Origin of the sequence: Pasteurella sp. XG20, assembly GCF_018968665.1 — a bacterium.
In the GTDB taxonomy this organism is placed as follows: domain Bacteria; phylum Pseudomonadota; class Gammaproteobacteria; order Enterobacterales; family Pasteurellaceae; genus Pasteurella; species Pasteurella multocida.
The window spans coordinates 2,098,841-2,116,644 of record NZ_CP076656.1; the positions used below are offsets into that span (position 1 = coordinate 2,098,841).

17 protein-coding genes are annotated in these 17,804 nt (G+C 38.7%); 7 read left to right on the top strand and 10 right to left on the bottom strand.

Going from position 1 to position 17,804, the window contains the following annotated elements; translation table 11 throughout:
* Positions 1-27: 27 nt before the first annotated feature.
* From rsmG to zapB, 4 genes are all read right to left on the bottom strand, one after another.
* The gene (gene rsmG, locus KPF51_RS09860) at positions 28-660 is read right to left on the bottom strand and encodes a 16S rRNA (guanine(527)-N(7))-methyltransferase RsmG (protein ID WP_005724190.1); all 633 of its coding nucleotides are present in this window, start codon (positions 658-660) and stop codon (positions 28-30) included.
* Entirely contained in the window at positions 660-2,549 is a 1,890-nt protein-coding gene (mnmG, locus tag KPF51_RS09865) for a tRNA uridine-5-carboxymethylaminomethyl(34) synthesis enzyme MnmG (RefSeq protein WP_005724188.1), read from the bottom strand. Before mnmG ends, rsmG begins: the two co-directional genes overlap by 1 nt.
* Before the next feature lie 487 nt (positions 2,550-3,036).
* The gene (gene mioC / locus KPF51_RS09870; RefSeq protein WP_005724185.1) at positions 3,037-3,480 is read right to left on the bottom strand and encodes an FMN-binding protein MioC; all 444 of its coding nucleotides are present in this window, start codon (positions 3,478-3,480) and stop codon (positions 3,037-3,039) included.
* A 54-nt stretch (positions 3,481-3,534) separates the two neighbouring features.
* The gene (gene zapB / locus KPF51_RS09875; RefSeq protein ID WP_005718043.1) at positions 3,535-3,753 is read right to left on the bottom strand and encodes a cell division protein ZapB; all 219 of its coding nucleotides are present in this window, start codon (positions 3,751-3,753) and stop codon (positions 3,535-3,537) included.
* Between the two features lie 215 nt (positions 3,754-3,968).
* On the opposite strand from zapB, the gene glpX reads away from it, so the two are divergent.
* The gene (gene glpX / locus KPF51_RS09880) at positions 3,969-4,982 is read left to right on the top strand and encodes a class II fructose-bisphosphatase (protein ID WP_005724182.1); all 1,014 of its coding nucleotides are present in this window, start codon (positions 3,969-3,971) and stop codon (positions 4,980-4,982) included.
* 80 nt (positions 4,983-5,062) lie between these two features.
* On the opposite strand, the gene KPF51_RS09885 is transcribed toward glpX, so the two are convergent.
* The 5 genes from KPF51_RS09885 to KPF51_RS09905 all read right to left on the bottom strand — a co-directional run bounded on the left by KPF51_RS09885 (position 5,063) and on the right by KPF51_RS09905 (position 8,818).
* Positions 5,063-5,350, bottom strand: a complete 288-nt coding sequence (locus KPF51_RS09885; protein ID WP_005757665.1) for a helix-turn-helix transcriptional regulator — start codon at positions 5,348-5,350, stop codon at positions 5,063-5,065.
* A 305-nt stretch (positions 5,351-5,655) separates the two neighbouring features.
* On the bottom strand, positions 5,656-6,180 hold the full coding sequence (locus tag KPF51_RS09890; protein WP_005724180.1) for a rhodanese family protein: 525 nt from the start codon (positions 6,178-6,180) through the stop codon (positions 5,656-5,658).
* 18 nt (positions 6,181-6,198) lie between these two features.
* Positions 6,199-7,077: an MBL fold metallo-hydrolase gene (locus KPF51_RS09895; protein ID WP_014668425.1), complete on the bottom strand. Its 879-nt coding sequence runs from the start codon at positions 7,075-7,077 to the stop codon at positions 6,199-6,201.
* A 16-nt stretch (positions 7,078-7,093) separates the two neighbouring features.
* Complete coding sequence (locus tag KPF51_RS09900) at positions 7,094-7,456, bottom strand: DUF5368 domain-containing protein (protein WP_005724176.1); 363 nt, start codon at positions 7,454-7,456, stop codon at positions 7,094-7,096.
* Positions 7,457-7,468: 12 nt separating this feature from the next.
* Complete coding sequence (locus KPF51_RS09905; protein ID WP_061406316.1) at positions 7,469-8,818, bottom strand: NAD(P)/FAD-dependent oxidoreductase; 1,350 nt, start codon at positions 8,816-8,818, stop codon at positions 7,469-7,471.
* 305 nt (positions 8,819-9,123) lie between these two features.
* Between KPF51_RS09905 and gyrB the strand changes: the two genes are divergently transcribed.
* The 4 genes from gyrB (at position 9,124) to cydC (ending at position 16,007) form a co-directional block, all read left to right on the top strand.
* Complete coding sequence (gyrB, locus tag KPF51_RS09910) at positions 9,124-11,544, top strand: DNA topoisomerase (ATP-hydrolyzing) subunit B (protein ID WP_005724172.1); 2,421 nt, start codon at positions 9,124-9,126, stop codon at positions 11,542-11,544.
* Positions 11,545-11,622: 78 nt separating this feature from the next.
* The gene (locus tag KPF51_RS09915) at positions 11,623-12,483 is read left to right on the top strand and encodes a DMT family transporter (RefSeq protein ID WP_005724170.1); all 861 of its coding nucleotides are present in this window, start codon (positions 11,623-11,625) and stop codon (positions 12,481-12,483) included.
* Positions 12,484-12,607: 124 nt separating this feature from the next.
* Complete coding sequence (locus KPF51_RS09920; RefSeq protein WP_061406315.1) at positions 12,608-14,356, top strand: ABC transporter ATP-binding protein/permease; 1,749 nt, start codon at positions 12,608-12,610, stop codon at positions 14,354-14,356.
* Positions 14,349-16,007 carry a thiol reductant ABC exporter subunit CydC gene (cydC, locus tag KPF51_RS09925; RefSeq protein ID WP_005757657.1) on the top strand — a complete coding sequence of 553 codons (1,659 nt, stop codon included), beginning with the start codon at positions 14,349-14,351 and terminating at the stop codon, positions 16,005-16,007. Before KPF51_RS09920 ends, cydC begins: the two co-directional genes overlap by 8 nt.
* Positions 16,008-16,135: 128 nt before the next feature.
* On the opposite strand, the gene KPF51_RS09930 is transcribed toward cydC, so the two are convergent.
* Entirely contained in the window at positions 16,136-16,678 is a 543-nt protein-coding gene (locus KPF51_RS09930) for an NADPH-dependent FMN reductase (protein ID WP_005724164.1), read from the bottom strand.
* Positions 16,679-16,828: 150 nt separating this feature from the next.
* On the opposite strand from KPF51_RS09930, the gene KPF51_RS09935 reads away from it, so the two are divergent.
* Complete coding sequence (locus KPF51_RS09935; protein WP_005752046.1) at positions 16,829-17,185, top strand: helix-turn-helix domain-containing protein; 357 nt, start codon at positions 16,829-16,831, stop codon at positions 17,183-17,185.
* 49 nt (positions 17,186-17,234) lie between these two features.
* Positions 17,235-17,732, top strand: a complete 498-nt coding sequence (locus tag KPF51_RS09940) for a YbhB/YbcL family Raf kinase inhibitor-like protein (protein WP_005724161.1) — start codon at positions 17,235-17,237, stop codon at positions 17,730-17,732.
* The last annotated feature ends 72 nt before the right edge of the window (positions 17,733-17,804 follow it).

Here is a 17,804-nt window from a genome sequence, read left to right on the forward strand (position 1 = left end):
TATATTTTTTAAACATTCCTTTAAAGTTTACTTAACAATCACTAAATGTCTTTCTCCAATCAGCTCTGGCACTTGTAGTCGAATCACTTGTTGAATAGTAAACTTTTCACTTAATTCTTCCACTTCTTCTTGATGGTAAAGCCCTTTTAAGGCATAAAAATAACCATCTTGTTTTGGTAAATGTTGACACCAATCCGTCATATCTTTTAAAGAAGCAAAAGCACGACTTAATACACCATCAAATGGTTGTTCTGGATGATATTCTTCAACTCGGCTTAGTACGGTTTCAACATTATCTAAACCTAACTCACGAATCGCATTACGAATAAAACTAATTCGTTTACCCAAACTGTCTAAAAGTACAAAGTGTTTATTAGGATTAACAATAGCAAGCGGTAATCCCGGTAAGCCAGGACCTGTACCAACATCAATAAAATGTTTACCTTGTAAATGAGGGCTCACCACAACACTGTCTAAGATATGCTTTACCAACATTTCCATCGGATCACGTACAGAAGTGAGATTATAGGCTTTATTCCACTTATTTAATAATAAAACCAATTTTATTAACTGCTCTTTTTGTTGATCGGTTATCGAAAGTGCGGTCTGTTTTAATAAAATTTCTAATTTTTGGCTAAGTTGTTGCTCAAGGTTAGTCATTATTCACCACGCTTTAACATGCCTTGTTTTTTCAAGCTTACTAATAAAATTGAAATCGCCGCTGGAGTTACACCAGAAATACGCGAAGCTTGTCCAATCGAAACAGGGCGATGTTGCTCTAACTTAGCACGTACTTCATTGGATAAACCAGATACGACAGTATAATCAAAATGAGCAGGAATCGCGGTACTTTCATGCCGTTTTTGACGTGCAATTTCTTCTTGTTGATGTTCAATATAACCTTGATATTTAATCGCAATTTCTACTTGTTCTACCGCCTCTTGATCATCCATTGCTGGTTGGAATGGCGTTAATGAAGTTAAAATCTGATAATTCATTTCTGGGCGACGTAATAAATCTTCCCCACTGGCTTCACGCACTAATGGACTACCTAAGACCTTATTTGCTTCGTCTAAATATTCAGAACGTGGGTGGAGCCAAATTTGGCGTAAACGTTGTCTTTCTAATTCAATATTTTCCATTTTTTGATTGAATCTTGCCCAACGTTTTTCATCAATTAAACCTAATTGATGAGCAATTGGTGTTAAACGACTATCAGCATTATCTTCACGCAACAATAAGCGATATTCTGCACGAGACGTAAACACACGATAAGGTTCTTTCGTCCCTAAAGTACAAAGATCATCAACAAGAACACCGATATATGCTTGATCACGACGTGGGAACCAAGCTTCTTTTTCTTGTACAAATAACCCAGCATTAATTCCTGCCAGTAACCCTTGCCCTGCGGCTTCTTCATAACCTGTGGTTCCGTTAATTTGACCAGCAAAAAATAAACCACGGATCGATTTTGTTTCTAAAGTGGGTTTGAGATCTCTTGGATCAAAATAGTCGTATTCAATTGCATAACCTGGCTTGATAATGCGTGCTTTTTCCATCCCTTTCATTGAATTAACGATCTTCATTTGAACATCAAAAGGTAAACTAGTGGAGATCCCATTTGGATAGATCTCGTTACTGGTTAACCCTTCAGGTTCAAGGTAGATTTGATGAGAATTACGCTCAGAAAAACGCATTACTTTATCTTCAATAGAAGGGCAATAACGTGGACCGATCCCTTCAATGATCCCAGCATACATTGGGCTGCGATCTAAGTTATTACGGATCACTTCATGCGTTTGTTCATTTGTATGGGTAATAAAACATGGAATTTGACGTGGGTGTTGATCAACAGATCCCATGAAGGAAAAAACAGGTAATTTTTCATCGCCATGTTGTTTAGCCAGTACTGAGAAATCAATAGTACGTGCATCAATACGGGGCGGTGTACCCGTTTTTAAACGATCTACACGTAAATTCAGTTCTCTTAAACGATCGGCTAACATCACTGAAGCAGGATCACCTGCGCGTCCACCTGTATAATTTTCTAAACCAATGTGGATCTTACCAGAAAGGAAAGTACCGGCTGTTAAAATCACTGCTTTTGCGTGAAATTTTAAACCCATTTTAGTGACAACACCGCAGACGCGATCCTGATCTAAAATAATATCGGTCACTTCTTGTTGAAAAATATCTAAATTTTCTTGATTTTCTAATGCAATACGTACTGCTTGGCGGTATAAAACACGGTCAGCTTGCGCACGTGTAGCACGTACCGCCGGTCCTTTACTACTGTTTAAGGTACGAAATTGGATTCCTGCTTGGTCCGCAGCAGTTGCCATTAAACCGCCCATCGCATCAATTTCTCGGACTAAATGACCTTTACCAATCCCACCAATCGCAGGATTACAAGACATTTGCCCTAGTGTATCAACATTATGGGTCAATAATAGGGTCTTGAGTCCCATGCGTGCCGGTGCAAGTGCAGCTTCAGTGCCTGCGTGTCCGCCACCGATCACAATAACATCATAATTTTCAGTATAAAACATAGTAACCTTGTTAATTTATCTCGGATTTTATGGATCTTTTGATCCTTTTTGCTGGTTGGCTATTCTACTGAAATTTATGGATCCATGAAAGAAACATTTTTGATCGAGACTGTACGATGATCGTGAAAAAGATCGTGAGTTAATAAAGATAGGATCTTTTTATATAAAGAGATCTTATTATTATGATTATTAGGATCCTATAGTGCTGTGATTAAGATCCTTTTCTTTTTTTAAATGAATAACTTAGATCATTTTTTAAGTTGTTAAGATCTCAATTTGGCACCAGAAAAAACTGTGAATAACTTCTTTAGTTATCCACAGAATAAAAAACATTCAATCTTATTCAGGGAATAAAAACAGCTTTTATACAATTTTGATCTTAGTTATCCACAGAAAAAATATTGATTTGATTGGTTAAATATTATGCTTGATCGAGATGAAAAATGGCATATTTGATTTACATATGCCATTGTATAGGAAATAAATATTATAATTGACTGAGAAATTGTGGGAGCCATTGTTCGGCCGTGTGTTCAGGATCAGTAATAGTTAGCATATCCATTCTTAGCGATTCACACAGTTGTAAAGCATCTTTGCTTAGCAGTAATTGTTCCACATGATCCACTGCGTGACAGAAGGTATCATAATCCGAATTACCTAACCCGATCACTGCAAAGCGTAAGTCAGCTAACTGTTTTGGGTGAAATGCTAATTTTTCAAACAGAGGTTTAATATTATCCGGTAATTCACCTGCACCATGGGTAGAGGTGACAACAAGCCAACATTTTTCATCGATCACTTCTTCAAAATTTGGTCCATGTTCTAAACGTACAGGATAATCTTGTTGTTCTAATATTTCAGCAATATGTTCTGCAACATATTCTGCACCACCAAGCGTACTGCCAGTGATAATACAAATTTTTGCTTTCATTAATTTCTCCTAAAAAATAAGGCTTAGAAAAACTAAGCCTTAATAAGAAGTGAATTATACGTTATCAATTTTGCCTAATAATGAGCGTAAACGTTCTTGCCAGTTTTGGTGCTCACTCTTTAGTTGTTCATTTTCACTGCGTAATGCGTCATTTGCTTGTTGAGATTGGTTATTTTTTTCTTTTAATTCATCAATTTCCAATTGAAGTAATTGGATAGTTTCAACCGCTTGTTTAATTTTTTCTTCTAACTGATCTAAAATTTCTAAAGACATAAAAGGATTCCTCTACAATGTAATTAAGTGTGTCTATTTTACTCTAGTTAACAGGGATGTTAAACAGATGAGTATCATTTTGCTTGCCACCTTAACATAATTTCTTATTTGGTTCGAAAAAATTCTGTGCATTTTTGTATTTTTTCGTTACGCAATCGTTTGCTAGGTGCTAAAATAACGCGGAATTTTCATCAATCAACCCAAAGGATAATAAAATGAATAGAGCATTAGCGATTGAATTTTCAAGAGTCACTGAAGCTGCCGCCCTTGCAGGTTTTGCATGGTTAGGTCGTGGCGATAAAGAAGCCGCGGATAATGCTGCAGTACAAGCCATGCGTTTGATGTTAAATCAAGTTGAAATGGATGCCGAAGTCGTGATTGGTGAAGGTGAAATTGATGAAGCGCCTATGCTTTATATCGGTGAAAAAGTGGGAAATGGTAAAGGTGAACAAATTTCTATTGCAGTTGATCCTATTGAAGGCACAAGAATGACTGCCATGGGGCAGGCAAATGCCTTATCTGTTTTAGCTGCCGGTGGGAAAGAAACCTTTTTAAAAGCGCCTGATATGTATATGGAAAAATTAGTGGTGGGTCCTGAAGTCAAAGGTATGGTGGATCTCAATTTACCACTAGAACAAAATTTACGTCGAGTGGCATCAAAAATGGGGAAATTACTTTCTCAACTTACAGTGATTACTTTAGATAAACCCCGTCATCATGAGATGATCAAAAGAATGCAACAATTAGGTGTGAAAGTATTGGCTATACCAGATGGTGATGTAGCAGCCTCGATATTGTGTTGTTTACCAGATGGTGGGGTAGACATGCTATACGGTATTGGTGGTGCGCCTGAAGGCGTCATTGCAGCGGCGGCTGTGCGTGCTTTAGGTGGCGATATGCAAGCCCGTTTATTACCACGTGATCACGTAAAAGGAGATACACCTGAAAATCAAGCACTTGCTGCAGAGGAAATTCGTCGTTGCCAAGAAATGGGCATTGAAGTTAATCAAGTATTAAAACTAGAAGATCTGGTACGTGATGATAATTTAGTCTTTTCTGCCACAGGTATTACTAACGGGGATTTGTTGAAAGGGATTCACCGTAAAGGCAATCTTGCTACGACGGAAACACTACTTATTCGTGGTCGTTCTCGCACCATTCGTCGCATCCAATCAGTACATTATTTGGATAGAAAAGATACCGCACTTTATCGTATTATTGGTGCTTAATAAGAAAGAAACCCATTTTTGCACCTTAATTCAAAAGAGATTATTTTTAAGGTGCAAAAAAGTTATTTTTATTATTTATTTTATTGACAGAAGAATTTATGTAAGAGTTGCATAATTTCAAGCACTCTTGGATCGGCAATATAATATAATCTTTCACGATGGCGTTTTTCACAATCAATCAGTTTATTTTCTCGTAATAAAGCAAGTTGATTGGAAACAGAGGCTTGTGGTAATCCTGTAAGTTGTGTAATTTCAGTTACATTGCGTTTTTGATCTAAAATACAACATAAAATAATTAATCGATTTTGATTTGAAAAAGATTTTAAAAATTTCGTTGCTTCATCACATTTTGAAAATATTTCGTCCATTATTTTTTCCCAACAGATATTTATTTTAAATAAATTTTTATTTATATTTAATTAAAAATGTAAAATAAAAAGTAATAATTTAATTAAGAATAAGAAAATTTATAAAAACCAATTAAATAGTAAATGTTATCTAAAATTGACTTATGTACTTAAACGCATTCAGACAGGTATGATATGTCATTTTTGTTGATTTGCCTATTTTTTGATTAAATCGCTTATTTAGGCAGCATAAAAAGAAAGGCTCATTTTCATTATAGGACAAGAAAGGAAGTAGAAAATATTACTTTCTACTTCCAGCAAGTTGGTTATTGACGATTCCAAGGCATGAGAGCAAGTAAACGAGCCATACCACAGAATCCCGTCGCACCCGCGAGTAATAATCCCGCACCAACAAATGCACATAAACCATAGAATGCAGGTGAAACTAACCAACCTAAAAGCGCACCAATTAAGGTTAAACTTCCCGCGGCAATTTGGACTTGACGCATCATTTCTAAAGGTTGAGAACGATTTAAGCGAGTAGGTTGATGATTGGCTTTCCAACCGTCTAATCCACCTTCCAAAATAAACGCTTCTTTACCAACAGAAATCGCGGTTAATAATTCACTGGCTTGCTGTGTGCGGCGACCAGAACGGCAATGAAAAATAATAACATTTGCACTCACAGCATTGCCTTGTAACCCCTCTTTTTCAAGCTGTGCAAGTGGTTGTAGTTCTGCCCCTTCAATATTTTCTCTTAAATATTCATCAGGTTGACGAATATCAACTAAAATTGCCCCTTGCTTCAGTTTTTCACATACATCATTGACACAGATGGTTTGAATTGTCATAGCGCTTTCCCCTGTAAATTATGATTTAAATAAATTAATCGGCACTTTTAAATAGACTTGCCCATTTTCTTCTGCTGGCGGTAAATGTCCTGCTCGCATATTGACTTGTACCGAAGGAATGATCAATTTCGGCATAGATAATGTCGCATCACGCGATTGGCGCATTTGAACAAATTCTGCTTGCTTAACCCCGTGGTGAATATGAATATTTTGTTCTTTCTGTGCTTTAACAGTGGTTTCATAGCAATATTCTTGACGATGTTTAGGTAAATAATCGTGGCATAAGAACATCCGTGTTTCTTCAGGTAAAGCAAGTAATTTTTGTACAGATTGATATAACACATTGGCATCCCCGCCAGGAAAATCACAACGTGCAGTCCCATAATCTGGCATGAATAAAGTATCCCCTACGAAAACGGCATCTCCAATTAAATAACTGACACAAGCTGGAGTATGCCCAGGGGTATGAATGACTTTAACAGGAAGGCGACCGAGAGTGAATTCATCTCCATCATGAAACAAGCGATTAAATTGACTACCATCACGGGCAAATTCCGTACCGGCATTAAATGCCTTACCAAATACATTTTGTACAGTTGTGATATGTTGACCAATACCTGTTTTTCCACCTAATTTTTCTTGTAAATAAGGCGCAGCGGATAAATGATCGGCATGCACATGCGTTTCTAAAATCCACTCAACAGTCAATTGCTGTTGTTGAATATACGCAATAATGGCATCTGCAGATAAGGTGCTGATTTTTCCTGCCGCATAATCTAAATCCAAAACAGAATCAATAATAGCACAAGCTTGCGTATCAGGATCGTGAACAACATAACTGTATGTATTCGTTGGTTCATCAAAAAATGCTTTGATTTCAGGTATCGCAATTTTCATGATACTTTCCATTAAGTTAATTTTTTTGACAAGCACAACTTCTTGGTTTGACAAAGCCCATAATACTATAAAGTAGCATTGTGCTTGCTAAGAAACCACCAAAATAGGCTAAAACCACAAGAATCAGATCGATTGGTCCGCCTATGTCGCTAATTGATGCTTGTGAAATTGAAAACAAAAGATATAAAGCAAGTATGCCGCCTAATAATCCGACAAGACTACTGCCTTTTAAACGACAAGCAACAAGCCCCTTTTCTTTGACTAATAAGTAACAAAAAGCCGTGATTGTTAAAATTATGACGATTAAGGTAGGCCAGAAAAATGCCCCTAGCATGATTTGCATCACAGCCCATAAAGTGTCAAATTGAAATTCTTTCATTGTTAACGCTCCTTAAGCTAATCCACGTAACATACCTAAATAAGTGGGTTTTAAACCTAATGTTTTAATTGCCCATGTTGCCCACAGTTCTTCTAATGGCGCTATTACACCGGGGAAAGAAGGTGTTAAGTGGTTGTTATAATCAAATTCTACTAGCATCCCCTTTCCTAATTGAGTAATTAATGGACAAGATGTATAACCGTTGTAAATTTCATCACAAGGTTTGCCCTCTAATTCTGCGAGTAAATGTGCCACTGCAACAGGAACTTGCCATTTGACACTGGCAGCTGTTTTGCCTTTTGGGACCCCTGCCACATCACCCACAGCAAACACATTGGCATAACGACGGTGACGCAAGGTATGTTTTTCTACTTCAACCCAACCATCGTTAGCCCATTTTCCTTCTTGCCACGCGAGTGCTGATTGACGAACGGCATCAGGTGCTCGCATTGGGGGTACCACATTAATAAAATCATAAGGGACTTCTACAACTCCTTCTGGGCTATTAAAGGTCGCAATACGTTTACTCAGATCAATTGCTGTAAGGCTACGATCGTAATTGACTTGGATATTTTTTTCAGCAAACAGCATTTTGACTTTTGCATCAACGATAGGCACGCTGAATAAGGTTTTATTATGTGCGTTATAAAATAATCTTGATTTATCTAAGGTATGGCGTCTGAGCAAATAATCACGCACGATAAAGGTATATTTTAAAGGTGCACCTGCACATTTCATTTCTGTTGCAGGGCGTAGGAAGACCGCATCTCCGCCTTTGTTGGCAAATTGATCAAGCAATTGCCATGTTTTATAAGCACTGTCTGGGCTGTGATAAATGCTGCCTAAGCCATTTTGCCCTATCAAGTTAACATCCATGCCTTCAATAGCGTCATAATCAAGTTTTAGACCTGTTGCAACAAATAAATAATCGTAAGTGATGTGCTCACCCGTTGATGTCGTCAGGCGATTGCTATCGGGATCAAATTCATTTACAGCGGCTTTAATCCATTTCACATTGTCAGGTAAATATTCCTCAGTTTGTGAAACAACATAGTGTTTAGGTTTAATGCCAGCGGCCACGAGCGTAAACCCGGGTTGGTAATAATGCGCGATTCTTGAGTCAATTAAAATAATTTGTGCACTTGGTTCAAGCCGCGCAGCGAGTTGAGAAGCAATTGTAAGACCAGCCGCCCCGGCACCAGCAATCACAATTTTTGCTGAAGAACTGATTTTAGGTAATGCGGCAGTTGCTGTTTTAGGTAAGAAAAAACCAGATGTACCAATTGCCCCAGCTGCAATACTGGCTGCACCCGTACGCAGAAATTGGCGCTTACTTTGATTAATATAATTGGATTTACGCATTATTTTCTCCTTTATATTTTATCTTTTTTATATGTTATTTATTAAATATGAAATATATAGGATATAAATAATAAATCAACTGAAATGTAATAAAATTGTATAAAAATTGTTATAAATTTTATTAAGTGGAGAAAATCATCTGCTTTGCGTTACTTTTTTGGACTCAAAATTACGTAGTGGAAGGCACTTAAAACCGTTTTAGTTAGAAAAATATCAACCAAAATCGACCGCACTTATTCTTAGCCAATTCGCCAAAAATTTGCTATAATCTCAGCAATTTTTTATGGTTTAAAAAGAGAGATACGATGTCAAATAATACCCCTGAAAATTATGGTGCGAATAGTATTAAAGTCTTAAAAGGACTTGATGCCGTGCGTAAACGTCCTGGTATGTACATTGGGGATACGGATGATGGTACGGGTTTACATCACATGGTGTTCGAAGTGGTGGATAATTCCATTGACGAAGCTTTGGCGGGCTATGCTAAGGATATAACAGTCACTATTCACACCGACAATTCGGTGTCTGTACAAGATGATGGTCGTGGTATTCCTGTTGATATTCACCCAGAAGAAGGGGTTTCGGCTGCTGAAGTCATTATGACGGTATTACATGCAGGCGGTAAATTTGATGATAATTCGTACAAAGTCTCGGGCGGTTTACATGGTGTGGGGGTGTCAGTGGTTAATGCCCTTTCCGATAAATTGCAATTAACCATTCGTCGTCAAGGCAAAGTGCATGAACAAATTTACCATTTAGGTGAACCTCAAGCACCATTAGCCGCGATTGGTGAAACGGATCAAACCGGAACTGCCGTGCGTTTCTGGCCGAGTCCAACCATTTTCAATAACATCGAATTCGAATACGATATTTTGGCGAAACGCTTGCGTGAATTGTCTTTCTTAAATTCAGGTGTGTCGATTAAATTATTTGATAAGCGCAATGACAGACAAGATCATTTTCATTATGAAGGTGGCATTCAAGCGTTTGTAGAATACCTAAACCGTAACAAAAATCCGATTCATCAAAAACCTTTCTATTTTTCGACAGAAAAAGACGGCATTGGCGTGGAAGTGTCAATGCAGTGGAATGATAGCTTTAACGAAAACGTGTATTGTTTCACCAATAATATTCCACAACGTGACGGCGGTACGCACTTAGCGGGTTTCCGTGGTGCCTTAACTCGTAGTTTAAATAACTACATGGATAACGAAGGTCATAATAAAAAATCGAAAGTGGCGACTTCGGGTGACGATGCTCGAGAAGGTTTGGTAGCGATTATTTCGGTCAAAGTACCTGATCCTAAATTCTCCTCGCAAACGAAAGACAAATTAGTGTCTTCGGAAGTGAAAAGTGCGGTGGAATCGGTAATGAATGAATATTTACAACAATATTTATTAGAAAACCCGTCCGATGCCAAAATCATTGTTGGTAAAATCATTGATGCTGCCCGTGCGCGTGAAGCTGCGCGTAAAGCGCGTGAAATGACACGCCGTAAAGGGGCATTAGATTTAGGTGGCTTGCCGGGTAAACTTGCTGACTGCCAAGAGCGTGATCCTGCATTATCGGAATTATACCTCGTGGAGGGGGATTCTGCGGGCGGCTCAGCAAAACAAGGGCGTAATCGTAAAAACCAAGCCATTTTACCGTTAAAAGGGAAAATTCTGAACGTAGAAAAAGCCCGTTTTGACAAAATGCTTTCTTCTGCTGAAGTGGGGACATTAATCACCGCACTGGGTTGTGGGATTGGTCGTGATGAATATAATCCAGAAAAATTGCGTTATCACAGCATTATTATCATGACCGATGCGGATGTGGATGGTGCGCACATTCGAACCTTATTATTAACTTTCTTCTATCGTCAAATGCCAGAGTTGATTGAACGTGGTCATGTGTATATTGCGCAACCCCCACTTTACAAAGTGAAAAAAGGCAAACAAGAGCAATATATCAAAGACGATGAAGCCATGGTGCAATATGAAGTCGCACTTGCGTTAGAAAATGCGGCACTGTATGTCAATGAAAATGCCCCTGCTATGAGTGGCTTGGCGTTAGAAAGTTTAGTGTCAGAATATAATGCAGTACAAAAAATGATAGGTCGCTTAACTCGCTATTATCCAGAAGCGGTGTTAAAAGAATTGATTTATCATCCAGAGTTAACCAGTGAATTAATGGCGGACCAAAAAGAAGTGGAAAACTGGATTGCAACCCTCGTCGATAAACTGGTGGCAAAAGAAAGCAACGGTAACCATTATAGCTATCGTACTGTGTTTAACAGCGAACGTCATTTACATGAGGCGGTGTTAACGGTTCGCACACATGGGATTGATACGGATTATTTCCTTAACTTCCAATTTGCGACAGGCAGTGAATATGCCCGCATCGTGAAATTAGGCAAACAATTAACCGGTTTAATTGAAGAAGGCGCTTATATCATGCGTGGTGAGCGTAAACTGGAAGTGAGTTCATTTGAACAAGCGATTGAATGGTTAGTGAAAGAGTCGCGTCGTGGGTTAATGGTACAGCGCTATAAAGGATTGGGGGAAATGAATCCAGAACAGCTTTGGGAAACCACAATGGATCCGAATGCACGTCGTATGTTAAAAGTTTCGATTAAAGATGCGGTGGCGGCAGATTTACTGTTTACCACTTTAATGGGTGATGAAGTCGAGCCACGTCGTGAATTTATAGAAAGCAACGCATTACATGCAAATTTAGATATTTAGACAAAAAATCTGCTTTTCATTTCATCAAGTGCGGTTAAAATAAAGTTCATTTTAACCGCACTTTTTCTTTATAAATCCATGATATACCAAATTATTGCACTCTTTATTTGGGCAAGTTCTTTTGTTGCTGGGAAATATGCTTTTACAATGCTCGATCCAGTATTAACCGTTCAAACTCGCTTAATGATAATTGCGTTACTTGTTTTTCCACTCTTTTTACGTCATTGGAAAAAAGTGGATAAGAGGTTGCGTCCACAATTATGGTGGCTCGGCTTTTTTAATTATCCTGCAGTATTTTTATTACAGTTTGTTGGACTTCATTATACGTCCGCGGCAAGTGCTGCCACTATTATTGGTTTAGAACCTTTATTGATTGTTTTTGTGGGGCATTTTTTCTTTAAAGATAAAGCCAGTTGGTATCACTGGTTATTTGGTACATTCGCATTTATTGGTGTCGCAATTTTAATTGCTGGTGGAAGTCACGAAGGCGAAATCACCGTCCTTGGTTGTCTTTTAGTATTATTTGCAGGGATTTTATTTTCTGTTTGCTTACGTTGGACAAAAACCATGATTAATCAGATCACCGCCTCTGCTTATACTGCGATTTCTGTGGTGTTAGGGGCGATCACTTGTTTACCTTTCACTGCGTTATTAACTCAAAATTGGACTGTCAATTGGAACTGGCAAGGTGTAGCAGGATTACTTTATCTGGCTATTTTTTGCAGTTGGATTGCTTATTGGTTATGGAATAAAGGACTGAATGCCACCCATACCAACTTTACTGGGTTATTGACCGCACTTGAGCCTATATTTGGCGTAGGTCTAGCGATTTTATTATTAGGTGAAATGATTTCGCTTGTGTCTTGGCTAGGCATTTTTATCATCGTATCTTCTACGGTAATGGCCAGTATGATGCCAAAATTTACCGCGAAGGAATAGCTAGGGTTTCTTTGTCGCTACGGAATTTATAATTTTCCGTTGATACTTTAATAAATCTTATTCTCATTTGTGTTAAACTATCGCACTTGATAGTTAGATATGTTTTTTAAAGGATGACCCTTTTATGATGATCGATAAACGACTGATTAACACGGTAACCGATAGCAAAAAATGGGTAGCAAAAACAGTGCTTTGGAACTGGATTGCGCTTATTGCTAGTATTGTCAGTGCCGTGATTTTTGCCCTTTGTTTGGAACAAGCCTTTGAACAAACACTTACCTTGGGCACTTTGTTTAGCTATGCTATCAATTTAGTTGCCGCCCTTGCGGTACGTGCCATGGCAGGCAAAATGGCTGTGAAAGCCTCTTATCAAGCCAGTACGCATGTAAAACATAAACTACGTACCTTGATTTTTCAAAAATTGGCGTCGATGCCATTAAATCAAGTGAATCAACAATCCACCTCTTCTATTATTCAAGTGGCATCAGAAGGTGTGGAACAGCTTGAAATCTATTTTGGGCGCTATTTGCCACAACTGTTTTATAGCTTGCTGGCACCGCTCTCTCTCTTTGTGTTTTTAGTCTTTTTCAATGCACCGACTGCACTGATTCTCTTGATCTGTGTACCACTGATTCCTTTTTCTATTATTGCGGTCAATAAAATCGCTAAACGTTTATTACATAAGTATTGGTCGATCTATGTCGGGCTTGGTAGCAGCTTTTTGGATAATTTACAGGGCTTAATTACCTTGAAGATTTATCAAGATGATGCTTACAAAGCCAAACAAATGGATCAAGAAGCCGAGAAATTCCGTACTATCACCATGAAAGTGCTGACCATGCAGCTCAACTCAGTGTCAATCATGGATTTATTGGCATACGGTGGATCCGCTATCGGCATTTTGACTGCCCTTTTACAATACCAAGCAGGCAGTTTAAGTATTTTTGGCGTGATTTTATTTATTCTACTCGCCTCCGAATTTTTCATTCCATTACGCTTATTAGGTTCATTTTTCCATGTGGCAATGAATGGCAAAGCCGCTTCGGATAAGATTTTTACTTTGTTAGATACCCCTGTTGAAGTCAATCCAAATGCAGTGGCATTTCCAGTCGAAAACCAACTGCGTGTGGAAATTCAAGATCTCCACTTTGCCTATCAGGCTGAAAAACAAGCGATTAATGGTTTAACGCTCACAATTGAGCCGAAAAAACTCACGGTTTTTGTCGGTAAAAGTGGTTGTGGTAAATCGACTTTAGTGTCGCTTTTAATGGGCTTCCACAAAGCGCAGCAAGGCAAGATTTTATTTAACCAACAAGACATTCAAGATCTTGATCGTCATGCATTCTATCGTCATGTTTCACTGGTGAGCCACAGTTCTTATATTTTCAAAGGGAGCTTGCGTGAAAATATGCTAATGGCAAATTTAAGCGCAACCGATGAGCAGATTTATGCGGTGCTAGAACAAGTCAATCTTGCCAATTTCGTGCGTGAAAACGGCGGTCTAGACATGATGTTATTAAGCCGTGGTAGCAATTTATCCGGCGGACAAATTCAGCGTCTCGCGCTTGCCCGTGCTTTATTGCACAATGCGGATTGCTATATTTTTGACGAAGCGACCAGCAACATTGATGTGGAAAGTGAAGAAATTATTCTGCAATTTATTCAACGTTTAAAAGCAGAGAAAACCCTTGTGATGATTTCGCATCGTTTAGCCAATGCGGTGAAAGCCGATCAGATTTATGTTTTGCAGGCGGGACGTTTAGTTGAGCAGGGCAATCATGATAGCTTAATGGCTGAGCAGGGAATGTATGCTGAGATGTTTACGCAACAGAAAAATTTAGAAAATATCCGCCACGGAGGTGAGCATGCGTAAGAATGGTTTTGTGATTATGTGGCAATTATTGAAGTTAGTCACCCCTCTCGCGCATATTATGGCGTTTACCATTATCATGGGTGTACTTGGCTTTTTAGCCGCAATCTTTATTATGGTATTGGGTGCTATGGGCTTGGTGAACTTGCTCGATTTCCCTGTACACCTCAGTTTTTCACAAATTTTGACCGCACTCATTGTCTTGGCGGTGGCCCGTGGCATCTTGCGCTATCTTGAGCAAATGTCAGGGCATTATATTGCATTCAAATTACTCGCCCTTTTACGTGATAAAGTGTTTAGCGCATTGCGTAAATTAGCCTTTGTAAAACTGCAAGGTAAACAATCTGGGCAATTACTGTCGTTAGTTACCAACGATATTGAACTGCTTGAAGTGTTTTATGCCCATACCATTGCACCGATTATGATTGCCTTTTTAACTTCAAGCATTTTGCTGGCGGTGTTTGCCCATATTTCACCTTGGTTCACCTTAATTGGCTTATTGGCGTATCTCACTATTGGTGTGATTTTACCAATTTTCACCACCAAAATGGCACGAGAAGACGGGCGAGTGTATCGTGAACTGGTGGGCGAAATGAACGATTATTTCCTCGATAGCGTACGAGGCATGAAAGAGTTACAACTGTTTGGCAATGAGCAGGAACGCTTAGCCGGCATTCATCAACGCAGTGAGCAAATTGATAAAGCTTTCTTAAAAATCAAACAACAAGAAGGTAAAGTGCGTGCTTACACAGAAATTGCTGTTTCTGCATTTAATATTCTGATGTTAATGACGGGTGTTGCACTCTATTTAAATCAACAAGTTAACTTTGCTGGGCTATTAATTGCGGTGATTTTATTGATGTCGAGTTATGGTCCGGTGATTGCGTTGAGTAACTTGTCAAATAACCTACTACAAACTCTCGCCAGTGGTGAGCGTGTGCTAGGCTTACTCAGTGAAGAACCGCATCTCAAAGACGTGGTGAAAGGCGTGGATTTGCAAGATGTTGAAAACATAGAAGTCGAAAATTTAAGCTTTGCTTATGCAGATGAACAGATCCTGTCAAATCTTAATTTGCGCTTACAAAAAGGACAAATTCTCGGGATTCATGGTCGTAGTGGGAGTGGTAAAAGCACATTGTTAAAACTGATGATGCGTTTTTATGATCCACAAACGGGCGTAATCCGCATCAACGGTACTGATCTGAAGCAGATTAATACCCTCAGTTTGCGTGATCATATCGCTTACATCACCCAACAAACCTATATTTTCAACGAAACCATCTATGAAAATATTTTGATGGCAAATCGTACTGCTAGCAAAGCACAGGTGATCGAAGCGGCAAAAAAAGCCTCGATTCATGACTTTATCATGAGTCTTCCGGAAGGTTATGACACCCAAATCAATGAGCTTGGTAGTAATTTGTCCGACGGGGAAAAACAACGTATCGGTATTGCACGTGCATTCTTACACAATGCCCCGATTATCTTGCTTGATGAGCCAACCAGTAATTTAGACAGCTTAAACGAAGCGATTATTTTGCAATCGTTGTTAACGGTGAAAGCAGAAAAATTGATTGTGTTAGTCAGCCACCGTGCTTCGACCATGGCGATTTGTGATCAAGTGATCCAGATTGAAAATGGGCGTATGTCATAAATTTTCTGGATAAACGATTCTCGATCACCCAAACTTATGTGCGGTCTGTTTTTTAAAATTTTTAACAAACAGACCGCACTTTTTGCTTTCTCACACAAAATAGTAGCAATTTGTGTAGTTTGAAAAACCTAGGCTAAGGCTTGTTGTAAGTCATCTGCCGCAGCTTGTAGAATTTGATTAGCTGCTGGTGTTGGTTGACCATCAACAAAGTTGTCGTAATATTTTCCTATGCTATAAGCGCCAACCACCGTTGCACCATGAAATGGCGTGATATTTTTTAAATAGGTTTGTACTGTGAGTCCGCCACGTTCACCACCTGAAGTGGTTAAGATCAGTAGCTTACGTTGATTAAATAGAGTGGTCTCTTCTGCTTTTGCTGCACGTGTTCCCCAGTCGTATAAATTTTTGAAAATAGCTGGTGGTGCGCCATTATGCTCTGGACAAGCTAAAATAACAGCGTCATGTTTGTGTAAGAGTGCCACAAAATCTTTTGCTGCTTGTGGATAACCTTGCTCGTTTTCCGCATCTTCACTATAAAAAGGTAAATCAAAATCGAGACTGGATGCATAACACAGTTTGTGGGTGGATAATAAAGGGGTAATAGCGTTTAAGAGGTTTTGGTGGATAGAGCGAGAGCTATTGCTTGCGTTAAAAAGTAAAATAGTTGACATATTTATCTCCGAATAAATGGATTAATTAGGTAAGATGACAAAATCAGGTTATTTTTGTTATGTTACCAAACAGAATGTCATAATATATGCGATGTTTTCGCGAAACAAGTACGCACTTTTAAGTTATATACTCTCCTTAAGGAAAGCATGATGAATGAAAATGAAGACAGTTATTTAATTGATACTGGGGTAGAAATTAAGGATACCAACTTTGGCTATACATTAAGTTTGATTGGTGGGAAATGGAAAATGATGATTTTATATTGGTTATTTACGTACCCGCCAGCGATCCGTTTCAACGAATTAAAACGCTATCTTGGTTCCATTTCCTTTAAAACACTCAGTACCACATTAAAAGAATTAGAAAAAGATGGCTTGGTCCATCGTGAAGAATATCCTCAAATTCCACCTAAAGTAGAATACAGCTTAACTGCACGTGGACAATCACTGATGCCCGTTTTGCGAGCTATGTGTGAATGGGGAAGGAAACATAAAGAGACAGAATAATTTCTGTCAAAAGATGTTGATATTTTAACCATGAATGAAGGAGGAAGTGATGAAAGTGACCAGTTCAGCCATTAAAAATGGTGCATTTGAAGATAAATACGGCAAACGAGGCAAGCAATTTAGCCCAAATGGTATGCCGACCTATTCGATTCCTTTTGACATTAGCGAGGTGCCCGTAGGCACGAAATCTTTTGCGGTGGTATTGGAAGATAAAGATGCGATTACGGCCAGTGGGTTTGTCTGGATTCATTGGTTAATCGCAAATTTAGAACGTACCTCTGTGCAAGAAAACGAAAGTTTAACCGCAACGGATTATGTGCAAGGGGCAAATTCTTGGGCAAGTGTGTTGGGTAAATTTGATATTGCAGAAGCCTCTTTTTATGGGGGTATGGCACCACCTAACTGCTTACATCGTTATGAACTCATCGTATATGCATTAGATTGTAAGTTGGATCTCAGCGCAGGTTTTCGTTTTAACGACCTGCATTTTGCGATGCAAGGGCATATTTTGGATCAAGCCGTCATCATGGGCACTTATGATGTGTAGTGTGACCAATACACGTCATAGGTAAAGTTGTTTTAACGCGCGGTCTATTTTGACAAAATGTTAGTAAAATAG

Coding starts and splice junctions, on each gene's coding strand:
- cydC (WP_005757657.1), top strand. CDS start 14,349: ATGCGTAAGAATGGTTTTGTGATTATGTGGCAATTATTGAAGTTAGTC.
- KPF51_RS09920 (WP_061406315.1), top strand. CDS start 12,608: ATGATGATCGATAAACGACTGATTAACACGGTAACCGATAGCAAAAAA.
- gyrB (WP_005724172.1), top strand. CDS start 9,124: ATGTCAAATAATACCCCTGAAAATTATGGTGCGAATAGTATTAAAGTC.
- KPF51_RS09890 (WP_005724180.1), bottom strand. CDS start 6,180: ATGACAATTCAAACCATCTGTGTCAATGATGTATGTGAAAAACTGAAG.
- KPF51_RS09905 (WP_061406316.1), bottom strand. CDS start 8,818: ATGCGTAAATCCAATTATATTAATCAAAGTAAGCGCCAATTTCTGCGT.
- mnmG (WP_005724188.1), bottom strand. CDS start 2,549: ATGTTTTATACTGAAAATTATGATGTTATTGTGATCGGTGGCGGACAC.
- mioC (WP_005724185.1), bottom strand. CDS start 3,480: ATGAAAGCAAAAATTTGTATTATCACTGGCAGTACGCTTGGTGGTGCA.
- KPF51_RS09935 (WP_005752046.1), top strand. CDS start 16,829: ATGAATGAAAATGAAGACAGTTATTTAATTGATACTGGGGTAGAAATT.
- KPF51_RS09895 (WP_014668425.1), bottom strand. CDS start 7,077: ATGAAAATTGCGATACCTGAAATCAAAGCATTTTTTGATGAACCAACG.
- glpX (WP_005724182.1), top strand. CDS start 3,969: ATGAATAGAGCATTAGCGATTGAATTTTCAAGAGTCACTGAAGCTGCC.
- rsmG (WP_005724190.1), bottom strand. CDS start 660: ATGACTAACCTTGAGCAACAACTTAGCCAAAAATTAGAAATTTTATTA.
- KPF51_RS09940 (WP_005724161.1), top strand. CDS start 17,235: ATGAAAGTGACCAGTTCAGCCATTAAAAATGGTGCATTTGAAGATAAA.
- KPF51_RS09900 (WP_005724176.1), bottom strand. CDS start 7,456: ATGAAAGAATTTCAATTTGACACTTTATGGGCTGTGATGCAAATCATG.
- KPF51_RS09915 (WP_005724170.1), top strand. CDS start 11,623: ATGATATACCAAATTATTGCACTCTTTATTTGGGCAAGTTCTTTTGTT.
- KPF51_RS09885 (WP_005757665.1), bottom strand. CDS start 5,350: ATGGACGAAATATTTTCAAAATGTGATGAAGCAACGAAATTTTTAAAA.
- KPF51_RS09930 (WP_005724164.1), bottom strand. CDS start 16,678: ATGTCAACTATTTTACTTTTTAACGCAAGCAATAGCTCTCGCTCTATC.
- zapB (WP_005718043.1), bottom strand. CDS start 3,753: ATGTCTTTAGAAATTTTAGATCAGTTAGAAGAAAAAATTAAACAAGCG.